Raw genomic sequence first — 12,295 nt, 5'->3', positions numbered from 1 at the left:
TTCGACCTGGTTAGCCTGCGGTTAACCTATGGTTAAAAATGGTGGGTGTGGGTGGTTATTTTACGATGTCCATGCAACCAAAACTTATTAAATAGCTGATTATAAATACATTAAATTTTGTTTAATTATGCTTCTAATGTGGTTGCAATGTGGTTGGCCTGTGGTTGACATTTCAAAGTTATACTCCAACTTTCGAGAACAAAAAGGAACAATGGTTTCCCATTGTTCCTTTCTTAACTAAACTAGCAAACTCATAAAATTGTACTACAAGCTAAATCCAGTTGATAATATTCGCTATTGTTTCATTTCCGAACGAACCGATTTTAACCAAGTGTTGTGCAACTGTAAAAGTTCGTTCATTTTTTTGGGATTGGATTTCGCCAAATTATTTTTTTCGCTGATATCATTATCCAAATTGACCAGGAACAATTTCTCCAAATCTTTCTTTTCTCCTTGGCCTGAGGGTTCATTTACGTTGCCAATAAGCTTCCATGGACCCTTTCGGACTGCCCATTGTGCATTGGTATCATCATAATTACCCAACTGCCAATATACCACCTCATGAGGGGATTCCTTTGTGTCATCCAAAATAACGGGCATAAGGCTTTTTCCATCCAGATTATCGGCCACTTCTGAATTGGTCAATTCCCCGATAGTACTAAACCAATCCATCTCCATGCTAAGTTGATCACGAACCTGATTGGCAGGAATTACTCCAGGATAACGAATAATGGCCGGCACACGGATTCCGCCTTCGAACAAACTGAATTTGCTACCGCGATACGGACCAGCATTTCCACCACCCCAAAAGGCACGTTCCTCCAAAGAGTGACCATGGTCCGATTGAAAAATAACTATGGTGTTGTCCGCTAGTCCCGTCTCGTCCAAATAGTCAAGAACTTTTCCGATTTTTTCATCCGTATTGGATACAAAAGCGGCATATTCCTTTCTGGGTGTCGGAAGGTCCTTGTAATAGTCCAACCACTTGGTAGTTCCTTGATATGGATAATGTGGTGCGTTAAATGCCCAATAAATAAAAAATGGCTCGTTCCTTCTGTGATTGATCACTTGCTTTACCTCCTCGGCCATTAAATCCGTAAAATGTTCCCCATCATAATAAACCTCTTCTGAATTTCTGTACAGATCGTGCTTATTTGGACCATCCCAATAAAAAGTATGTGAATAATTATCAATGCAACCGCGCTGATGCCCAAAAAAATAATCGAACCCCTGTCCGTTGGGCAAATTCTGTTCTCGATGACCCAAATGCCATTTACCGATCAAGGCGGTATAATAGCCATTGGGTTTAAGCATCTCCGCCATGGTAATCTGATCGGTAGGAAGTCCATGTTCCCCGCTCTTTTCGGCGCGTTCCGGAATTGGGACATTTCCTGCCAATCCAGCACGTAAATTGGTCTTTCCCGTCATAAGTGCTGCACGGGATGGGGAACAAACGGGAGCTCCTGCATAGAACTGTGTAAACCTTACCCCCTCTTTTGCCAACCTATCCATATTAGGAGTATATAGGTCAGTTGCCCCGTAAGAATTAAGATCTATGGAGCCTTGGTCATCTGTCATAATTACAATGACGTTAGGTTTATTTTTAACCGATGTTTGGGAAAAAACTCCTTGGTTAAAAAATAAAAAAAGCAAACTTAAATTAATGCCTATTGTTTTCTTAAATACTCTCATTTAGTTCATTTAATTATTTAAAATATAGTCTTTGGATAAAGGTTATAAAAAATAAATAAATTTCCACAAGAAATGAAGATTAGTTATTGTGCCCATTACTGGTATGAATACATATTGATTATTGTATGCTATAAAAAAGGAACAACAGTTTCCCATTGTTCCTTTTGCAACCCAATTATCTACTGAATTTCTTGTATTACAATATATAATAACCAATGTCTGGCTCCAGTCCTCCCAACCATCGCATTTTAACAAAAGAATTTCAATTCAATCAATAAGTTTTAATTGGCCCCAGAAGGTTTATTTATCCTTATAGTTGATGGATTGCTCAAAGTACCGTCTGCGGCTTCCATCACAATTTCGAACTCCATCCATGTTTGACTACCAAACCTTATACAAGTGGCCCATTCTATAATACTATTTTCAACTTTAAATACAGTAGTCACATCATTGCTGCTCTCCCCATTGGATACTGTTGATTTCCTACGTAATTTTAAAAGAGTGGTACCTGCAGTTGCAGTGTAAGGTATATACAAAAAAACCGTACTGCCCTGACCAGTGGCTGTATTACAATTGTTTAACTCTTGAATTTCGAAGGTTTGAGTTTTCAGTTGAATGGGACTGACCATACCATCGTCATCATTGCTACAACTGATGCCTGTTAACATTAGAAATACCATCACCAAAATGCTTAATAAATTCCTTAATTTTATTTCTCCAGTTTTCATAATTTTAAATTTGAATTAAATAGTTCATTAAATAACATTACTGAGTTGTGTATGTTCGTATACAGCAAAACAGTATTTAAAAAATAAAACGGGGATTGAACATCAAAGGTTCTTTTACTTTACAAGGTCGCAGCTTACGCTTAATTTAAATTGTAATTGATGTAATTATAAAATCAAAAGTAAGTTGTATAGGAAGTCCGTACTAACAGTAGGGTTCTCGATTATAACAATTTAGTTCCAAACCTATGGTTAATTTGAGATGATAATGTTGATCGTTTTTGGTTTGGAAACTAAAAGACTGGTTTAATGTCTTCCATAGAAAATTAACACAGGCCATCGATGTATTTTTTAATAAAAAGTATCAATTGTGCCGATTATGCATTCGAAAATTTCGTAAATTCAACGTAATCATTCACTTACACTCTAATCATGGCAAACTTCAATCTAAAAATCAACGGAAAAACTCAGCAATTGGAAGTAGATCCCACTACCCCAATACTTTGGGTTTTAAGGGACCATCTGAAATTGGTTGGCACCAAATATGGTTGTGGCATATCACAATGCGGTGCCTGTACAATACATTTGGGAGATAACGCTGTACGTTCTTGCCAATTGCCTATTTCCGCTGTAGGTAATCAGGAGATTACGACCATCGAAGGACTATCTGAAAACGGAGACCATCCTGTGCAAAAAGCATGGTTGGAAGAAGATGTTTATCAGTGTGGATATTGTCAGGCAGGCCAGATTATGAATGCGAGCGCATTTCTAAAAAAGAATCCTAACCCGTCCGACGAAGAAATAGATGGAGTTATGAACGGCAATATTTGTCGCTGTGGTACTTACATACGAATCAAGAAGGCCATCAAAACCGCTGCAAATTCCAAAACCGTTTAAAAAATTGATAGGTACATCAAAAAAAGAAACATCATGACAAAGATAGTTACACATTATAATCGTCGTTCATTTATAAAGGTTTCAGCCGCTGCAGGTGGTGGTATGCTAATCGGGTTTAGCTGGCTTAATGGATGCAAGTCAAATACACCTGAACCAGAGGCTGGAGTAGCAGTGCCAAAAGAGTGGTTCGAAATCAACGGCTATATCAAAATTGGGGATACGGGTATGGTTACCATTTATTCTCCCAATCCCGAAATTGGACAAAACGTTCGTACATCAATGCCCATGATTGTAGCGGAAGAGCTGGATGTACCTTGGGAAAATGTTGTAGTGGAACAGGCGCCCTTAAATACTGGTTGGTACCAAAACCAATTCGCAGGTGGAAGTCTATCCATTCGTTTAAGCTGGAATGCATTGCGGATGGCAGGCGCTACAGGCAGAAGAATGCTAATAGAAGCGGCCGCGAAAGAATGGGGTTTAAAGGTGTCGGATCTGACCGCCAGTGATGGAGTCATCAAGGAAATTAATGGAGAGCGAACAGTTACCTACGGTGAGATAGCCTCCAAAGCAGTGGGAATCGAAGTACCTAAAGAAATTGAACTCAAAGGTGTTAAGGATTTCAAATTGATAGGCACAAGTATCAAGAATGTAGACGGCGAGAAAATAATTACCGGCAAACCCTTATTTGGTCTGGATTTCCATAGGGATGGCATGCAACTGGCCATGATCCAGCATCCTCCCGCATTTGGCATGACGGTAAAGGATTTTAACGAAGCCGAGATAAAAAGTATGCCCGGAGTGAAGGATGCATTTATTGTTGATACTTCTGTTGAAGAACCCGGTGGGTTCGACGAAAAAGGTTTTAAACAATTAATTGCCATCGTTGGCGAATCTACTTGGCAATTAATGCAAGCTAAAAAGGCATTAAAAGCTAACTGGGAAACTACCGGGGAGTTGGAAAATTCCGAAATGCATGTGAAAAGGCTGGAAAAAGCCTTGGTGTCCGGAGAGGTACAGGAAAGTAGAAGGGATGGTAATCCAGAGGCTGCCTTTAAAAAAGCAGCTAAAATCATTGAAAGAACATATAGTGCCCCTTTCATAGCCCATAACACGTTGGAACCTATGAACTTCTTTGCCAATGTCACAGCGGATTCGGCAGAACTTATTGGTCCTACCCAAACGCCGGAGGCTTTGGAAGGCTCGGTTGCCAAATTATTAAACCTACCACTGGAAAATGTGACCGTAAATATGACCCGAATTGGAGGAGGTTTTGGTAGAAGACTCTATGTACATTTTGGCGTTGAAGCGGCTGCCATTTCAAAAAAAATAGAAGGTCCCGTCAAACTTATCTATTCCCGAGAGGATGATATGACACAAGGAACCTATCGCCCTACCTATCGTTCGGTTTACAAAGCTGGTCTAGATGAAAATAATAATGTTATCGCATTCACTGTAAAGGGTGCTGGATTACCAGAAGGTCCTGTATTTCCAAATCGATTCCCGGCCGGGGCCGTTGAGAATTATTTGGCTGAAAAAATTAAAGCGCCAACCAATGTTACTACTGGCGCATGGCGTGCACCAAGATCTAATTTTACGGCAGGTGCCGAGCAAGCGTTTCTGGACGAAGTTGCAGAAGCAGCGGGAAAAGATCCAATTGATTTCCGTTTGGAATTGTTTGATCGCGCTATAAAAGACCCTGTTGGCGAAAAGCATGAATACGAAGCTGAAAGGTATGCCGGAGTATTGAAACTCGTCAGGGAGAAAGCCAATTGGGGAGTAACAAAACCAAATGTTCATCGCGGAATTGCCGCTTATTTTTGTCATTCCACCTATGTCGCTGAAGTGTTCGACATTATTATGGAAAACGGTCAGCCAAAAGTCGAAAAGGTCTGGTGCGCTGTTGATTGTGGTATAGTGGTAAATAGGGATGCAGCCAAGAATATGATTCAAGGTGGCGTAATTGATGGTATTGGTCATTCCATGTATAGTCAGTTGACCTTTGAAAATGGAGCGCCCAACCAAATGAATTTTGACAAATATCAGTTGATCCGGCATTCACAAGCACCAAAAGAAATTGAAGTTTTCTTTGTGGAAAATGAAATAGACCCTACTGGATTGGGAGAGCCAGGTCTACCGCCTGCTATTGGAGCCTTGGCCAATGCCTTGTACAAAGCAACTGGCCAACGGCATTATCATCAACCCTTTGTGACCGAAAAACAGATTGTAGGTTAAGGTAGATTGAACTAAGGGGAATTCCTGTTTCATCTGTTGTATGTTAACCATACCAAATCCTTATATTGAATCAAGAAAATAGGTGTTAAATCATGCATTCATTAAAAATTCACAATTAAGTTTTAGGCCTCTTTGTAATTGGTCAATTAACTAGACTTCTAAGAGAGACCAGATTTGGGACACTTGAATAAGAATTTTTGATAACCTAAAAGTAGCGCGAAAATCGACCTTTTTAATAGCTAAACCGAAGTTGCCAAAAAGTAAACTATTCCACTTTAAATCTTTTATGCACCTCAACATGCTCACCATTTTTCGTAAAACCTTCCAAAGTAACCATAAATGTACCGCTAACATCCGAAGCGTAAAGGATGTGTGTCATTTCAATTGACAATAATTCAATATTTGGATCCCAATTCAATTGAGTTCTATAATCGGGAAGCCGTTTATAGGTGTCATCCGAATGGTCAGGAAACATATTTATTTTTTCGGGCAAGGGTCTTATCAGTTCAAATGCCTGTATATATGCCCCATCCAAACGAGGAGTAAAATTTTCCTCCTTAGTAGAAAAATCAATTATTCCGCGATATATTTTTGGGCCGTAGCGATAGGTTTTCGGAAATACCCTAATAATTCCAATATCCTTAGCACTGTATGCCAATATTTCACTGGCATCCTTTACCAAAATACCGTCCATCAAAAGTAATGGGTCCAACGAGTTAAACGGCCCGGAATTCTGAGGGCTAAAGGGATCAAAAACCTGGAATGCTCTTTTTCCTTCTTTATTCCTTATTCTGGCAAGGGTAACCACTTCAACGAAGGTTTCTTCCAAAGAATTAAATCGTGTATAATCGTCCAAAATAAACGCTGTGCCCAAATCACCGTAAAAAGGATTTCCAGAACCGCTCTCCACCCCTTCCTTATCTTGCGTGAAATAGGCGTTTTCGATTTGGGTTTGAATACTTCGCTCCTGCAACCATTCCTTTAGGCTGGGGTCCAACTTTAGATCAACTAACCTTCCCTTGGCCTTTAACGGTAATTCTTTATTATCCAAAATAATTTCATACCGTTCCCTGTCAGGTTCGTCAATTTGAATTATACATTTCCGAGTTTCGTATGGTTCATCAATAGAAATATAGAAATGGCCGGTGTCATCCGTCTTTACCGACTTAAAAACATAATTTTTACCGGGAATACTAAATGCTACGACTTTATTGGCCACGGCTTCCTTATTTGCACTAGTCACAACTCTTCCAGATATTAATTCACCACGGAGTTCGGGAATGAAAAAATCATTCCTTTTTTCAATTACCATATTTTCATCTTTCCCAGAAGTATGGGAAAAATCTACCGGGTCGATCCGTCTTACGGAAAGCACATAATTGCCAAACGCAAATTTGCCATTAGGATTTTCAATGTTAAGAGAAATTCTATCGCGCTTTTTGTAAGAAGGTTTATCGGTCCTTATTAAAAGACCATAAGGCGGGGATTGTTGGTTAAGGTCTAATATAGCGTCATTATATGAAAGCAACTCAATGGTTCGAGTACTGTCTTTATTATTACTTGTTGTGGACTTTACATAGGAGTTAATAATATATAATTTTCGGTGTACAACCGCATTTTCCAAATTGTTCAAGGAAAAATTTGTATGGCCCAAAAGTCGATAAACTCCTGTTTTGATAGAAGTCGGAATAAAGAAAGTACCTTGTGCCTGCCCGTTCTCAAGTCTTAATTTATGGTTGAAAATCACTGAGTCATTGTCGGTTCTTAAGGACACATACGAAATCTTGCTCAAAGAGCTAGTCTGACCAGATTGCATAAGGTTGTATATCTTATAATTCAACCGCTCCCCGCAAAGCAATAAATCCGAGTTTGTGACCAATTTTGGGATTTCCTTTGGAAACACTGAGTCCTCAGAAATTTGGGCACTCCCCATCTGCGCTTTTGCAGCAAAGCCCAAACATAATAATATTATGAATACATTTCTTTTGTACATGCTTAGTCTTCCCAAAAATCGGGTTTTATGTTTGTTGAAAAGGATGTGCATTCCGAACATTCCGATCGCGCTATATGATAAAATGCCTTCAGTTCAATCTCTTCATAAAAAAAGATCTGAAATCCCTCGAATTCTAATTTTCTCTTTAGAATTTCCGTAGGTCCCCCAATGATTTCCGCCTCACACTCCACAAAATATGGTGGCAACTCCAATCCAAAATAATTATAATCAAAATATATTCTTTGCGAGCTCACGGAAGATGCTTCAAAAAATCCTAATACCTTTTCTTCGGCATTGGTCTCTGAACCAACATTGCCAGTAACGTAACCTGGTTGCCCTGGGGATAAAAGGCTTCCTGCATTGCCCAAGTTTTCCAGGATTGAATAGAAGGTGTAGGCTTCAAGACTTTGAATGTATTGTTTTACAATTATGCTATAACGTTCCCTGAGAACAGGGTCCCCCTTATCAATAAACCGTACTGGGAAGCGAAGTACTTTATTCTCGCCCAAATTGCCAGAGGAGGTTTGTACAATTCCTTTGGAACCAACGGAAGAATAACAAACAAAATCTTGTTCTATTTGGGTAAGTTCAAGCTCATAGCTTCCCGAAAAATTGTTATAGTTCACAACTTCCCAATCAAATGTTTTCGGATTCGGGAGTTTAACTTTATACGTTTCCTCATATTCATATCTGAAATATTGACCACTGCCATTTGTATTATCCGTATCAACAAAAACTGAAATTCCCTCTTTTCCATTCTCCGATATCAATTCCGCATATACACGCTCTATAGGGACTGCTGCCGGTATTTGTACTGGCTTCGAAATATAACCTCTACCATCTCCCGTTTTTATTTTCAAAGTATAAGAAATATTGGGTACTGCTTGAAATTCTTCGTCTGAAACATAATCACCTGTTTCAGTATCCTGCGAGAAGGTGAACGTAGTTCCGTTGCTGTCTTCTATTTGTACTATGGCATTTTTCTCGATATTCTGTCCAAAACTTTCCAGGGAGATGGTCCTCGACAATTTAACGCGCTGTTGCTTCATTTCATTGGTGATGGTACTTTCAACAATCAGTATATCCTCAAAATCAATATCCTGTATAGGAAAGGGTTCTGTACAGCCTATAAGCAGTAATAATATGAAATAGATCAGTATGTTTTTTATCTTTTTCATCCTCTTTCTAAAACTTGAAATTATAAGTTATGGTTGGTATAGGAATCGAGAATATTGATGTCTGATATGCCTTTATACTACCATCCTTAGTTACAAAAAACACCGAGTAAGGGTTATTTCTTCCCAATACATTGTACACCGAAATATTAACGAAACTATGCGCCAACTTCTTCCTTTTGTGGTTACCTTCTATATTCACCCCTAGATCCAATCGATAATAATCGGGAATCCTGTATTTATTACGATCGCTATAGACCACCTGTTCTTCATTTGCAAAAACGAATTTTCCAATGGGGTAGGTAATAGGTCTTCCGGTTTGGTAGGTTACATTGACCGAGGCACTGATCCTTTTGTTAAAACGGTAATTTCCTACAAACGAAAAATCATGGGGCTTGTCAAAATTTGCAGAAAAGAAATCCCCGTTGTTCACCTGTTCTTCCTCAATTTCACCATCCAATCTGATCATTGCTCGGGAGTAAGTGTAACCCATATACCCGACCAATCTCCCCTTTGTTTTTTTGACCAACAATTCTACCCCATATGCCTTTCCTTCACCCTGTAATAGTTCGGTTTCTATATTATCATTAAGAATTAATTGCGCACCTATCTTATAATCCAAGAGATCGTTCATTTTCTTATAATAACTTTCGATACTTATTTCGAAATCATTTTCCCCATAATTTTTGAACAAGCCAATTGAAAAATTGTCAGCACGCTGTGGTGCAATATTCAGATCGGAGAGTTTCCAAATATCCGTGGGGGATTGTGTGGTATTTGTGGTTAATAGGTGAAGGTATTGTATTGTTCTATTGAACCCTGCCTTTAGGGAAAAGTCTTTACCCAATAAATACCTTCCTGAAATTCGATACTCCAGCCCTCCAAAAGTCTTTATAATTTCATTATTGGTGTAATTTTTGACTTCCTTAACCGAGTTTTCACTTTTGGGCTCGCCTTCTTCATATACTTTTTGGGAGGACCTGCCAAGAGCGGCATAAAAAGAATATCGCAACCCTATATCCAATAACATTTTATCGTTTACGTTGAAAAGATCGGTTAAATAAAGTGCTGACTCCAACCCTTTTTCACGTTGAACCGATTTTTCTTCAACATCTGAAGAGTCTCCAATGGGTTTTACCATCCCTGGATCAGTGACGTAAAGCTTACTACTTAGCCCATAACTCAATTTGTGCTTATCGTTCAGCCTGTTGTCTAGATTCAATTTAAACTGGTTGTCATTCAGTACATAACCGAAATCAAAATCTGTATTGGCGTCCCCTTCATACCTAATGTCATATTTGTATTGACTACTGCCAAAAATCAAAGTGGCCCTACTCCTTTCACTAAAGGTATGACCCCATTTTACGGAAGCAACTCTATTGCTATAACCGAAAAGGGAATCGGAAGTAATACTGAATCTATCGCTACTATAGTAAAAAGTTCCAGCAACAGAATTATTCTTATTTACATCGTGGGAATATTTTAAAATTGCATCATAAAAGGATGCCTCACTATTCTTTAATTGCTCATCATCTAGACTTCTTAATATATAATCAGCATATGTAGCACGGATACCGGTAACCAAAGAAGCTTTATTTTCAACTACGGGAATTTCCAATGCAATGTTGGCCGTAATGGGGCCTACAGAACCTTCTCCAGATAATTTTTCTGTATTCCCCGACTTGGTTTCAATGTCAAAAACGGAAGACAACCGTCCACCAAATTCTGCTGGGATACTGGCTTTATAAATTTCTAGATTCTGGGTTGTAAAAGGATTTATTGCAGAGAATAGGCCTAGAAAATGTACGGGATTAAAGACAACGGCATCATCCAAGATGAATAGATTTTGATCCGCTCTACCGCCCCTAACGTTTAATCCGCTAGATCCTTCTCCTACCGTTTTTATTCCTGGCAAAGTGGTTGCTACCTTCAAAAGATCACGCTCTCCAAGAACCAATGGAATGGTCTTTATGCTCTCCGAATTGATTATGACCGAACCCACCTTTGCCGCCTGTACATTGGCATCCCGATTCGATTCTACGATTACTTCTTCAAGGGCTTCAACGTTTTCAGCTATTTCCAAATCTAAAGTACCGTTTCCGTATATTATTACAGTTTGATATACTTTACGAAATCCTAATAAATTAGTTTCCAGCCTGTTAATGCCTTGCTGTAATTCAATGGAATAATAGCCATTTGCATCGGTAATCGTATACTTTGAACCGTTGATAATAGATAGTGACAAATTCTGAATAGGTTCTGATGTGACTTGATTCGTAATATGTCCTGATAGCGTAAAAGTTGTTCTTTGGGAGTTGGGATTTTGCCTACCAATGGTAATAATGCTTCGTTTTTGGATGGCCGTAGAGGAAATAAATTGTTCCTGAAAAATGGGCGCATTACTGATGAGATTTTCCTCTTCCATTTTGCCGTCTGTGGTTGTGTGCTTTCCCAATTCATCAACATGGAAATAACCTGTAGGCAAGTCCTGATAAATTATACTATTGTTTAGCAAAATTACCCTTTCGTCCTTGATAAAATAATTAATGGTGGTGTTTTCAAGAATACCATCCAATACGTTTCTTAATCCTTGCTGATTGAAACTTTTGGTTACAAATTTACCATTTAGCCATATCTCGTTAAAAAAAAAGGCGGTTTTTGTTTTTTCTTCCAATTGAAGAATCGCCTCCTTTAAGGGAGTATTATTAAAACTTACAGTTATTTTTCGGTCAACCTGCCCCTCCATCTTAGAAAAAGATATAAATAGAAATAATATGACCAGTAACTTCACTTTCATAAAAAATTTCTCAATAAATTCTTTACAATAATCCTTTCAATACCCATTCAGATATTCTATTAGTTTTATCATAAAATTATAATTATCATCCTTATACATAAATTTATAATCTTTGCGAAATTTTTGAATTTCTTTGTAGCGATAAGGAACAACCCTTTTGAAATCCTTAATGGAACTTATAATATAATGGGAGCCTTCATATTGCAGTAGATAATAATTTTGGTTGGTAAAACTATGTTGGACGGACAAAGCCAAGGTTCGCTCCTTGTCTTTTCTAATGTGCTTCAAATAAAGTTTGAATTGATTTCCAATCGATGCAATTTCATAAAAACCATTTCCAACCAAATCCAATTTGGAATCGGTCAATTTTACAAAATTATGTCCTTCAAGAGTAAATTTCGAAATATATTCCGGAATTAACCGGACGATAAAGTTGCTCAGATAATCTTGCGATTTTGTGATTACATTATCACTGAAAATATCATATTCCAATGGTATGTTGACATATAATTGGCCATTGTATTCAATAGCACTATCGGTAAAAAAAATATTCTGATTAAAATATCGGCTAACCCCACTGCTATTGGCATATTCGTCCTTGAATTCCGGGCCGTTAAAAAATCCCGCATTTTCCAGACCAACAAGGTCGTCATATGCCTTAAAAATTTCATTGTTGGTTACCGATTGTGAAAATAGAACAACCACCTTAAAAAATAGAAACAGCAAAAAGATAAATGGTAATCTACATTGCAATTTGTCCATGGGTTTTGATTTCTGAACCGAT

8 protein-coding genes are annotated in these 12,295 nt (G+C 38.3%); 2 read left to right on the top strand and 6 right to left on the bottom strand.

The genetic code is table 11. The features are described from left to right. Positions 1-294: 294 nt before the first annotated feature. Positions 295-1,692: a sulfatase family protein gene (locus tag CWD91_RS20750; protein WP_103442899.1), complete on the bottom strand. Its 1,398-nt coding sequence runs from the start codon at positions 1,690-1,692 to the stop codon at positions 295-297. Positions 1,693-1,973: 281 nt separating this feature from the next. Then, entirely contained in the window at positions 1,974-2,420 is a 447-nt protein-coding gene (locus CWD91_RS20745; protein WP_103442898.1) for a hypothetical protein, read from the bottom strand. Positions 2,421-2,849: 429 nt separating this feature from the next. Between CWD91_RS20745 and CWD91_RS20740 the strand changes: the two genes are divergently transcribed. Together CWD91_RS20740 and CWD91_RS20735 are read left to right on the top strand one after the other, a co-directional pair. Next, positions 2,850-3,314, top strand: a complete 465-nt coding sequence (locus CWD91_RS20740; protein ID WP_103442897.1) for a (2Fe-2S)-binding protein — start codon at positions 2,850-2,852, stop codon at positions 3,312-3,314. 33 nt (positions 3,315-3,347) lie between these two features. Next, the gene (locus CWD91_RS20735; RefSeq protein WP_103442896.1) at positions 3,348-5,546 is read left to right on the top strand and encodes a xanthine dehydrogenase family protein molybdopterin-binding subunit; all 2,199 of its coding nucleotides are present in this window, start codon (positions 3,348-3,350) and stop codon (positions 5,544-5,546) included. Positions 5,547-5,811: 265 nt separating this feature from the next. Here the strand turns inward: CWD91_RS20735 and CWD91_RS20730 are convergent, their stop codons facing one another. From CWD91_RS20730 to CWD91_RS20715, 4 genes are read right to left on the bottom strand one after another with little or no spacing between them, the layout of a single operon-like run. After that, on the bottom strand, positions 5,812-7,539 hold the full coding sequence (locus tag CWD91_RS20730) for a hypothetical protein (RefSeq protein ID WP_103442895.1): 1,728 nt from the start codon (positions 7,537-7,539) through the stop codon (positions 5,812-5,814). Positions 7,540-7,541: 2 nt separating this feature from the next. Further along, positions 7,542-8,717: a DUF4249 domain-containing protein gene (locus tag CWD91_RS20725; RefSeq protein WP_103442894.1), complete on the bottom strand. Its 1,176-nt coding sequence runs from the start codon at positions 8,715-8,717 to the stop codon at positions 7,542-7,544. A gap of 7 nt (positions 8,718-8,724) precedes the next feature. Beyond that, entirely contained in the window at positions 8,725-11,511 is a 2,787-nt protein-coding gene (locus CWD91_RS20720; protein ID WP_103442893.1) for a carboxypeptidase-like regulatory domain-containing protein, read from the bottom strand. 36 nt (positions 11,512-11,547) lie between these two features. After that, a complete protein-coding gene (locus tag CWD91_RS20715; RefSeq protein ID WP_103442892.1) occupies positions 11,548-12,273 on the bottom strand; it encodes a hypothetical protein in 726 nt (241 codons plus the stop codon). Positions 12,274-12,295: the final 22 nt, after the last annotated feature.

This window comes from Arenibacter hampyeongensis, assembly GCF_002909255.1.
Classification (GTDB): Bacteria; Bacteroidota; Bacteroidia; order Flavobacteriales; family Flavobacteriaceae; genus Arenibacter; species Arenibacter hampyeongensis.
Note: the sequence above shows the minus strand (reverse complement) of the source record. Positions and strands in the feature narration are given on the sequence as shown.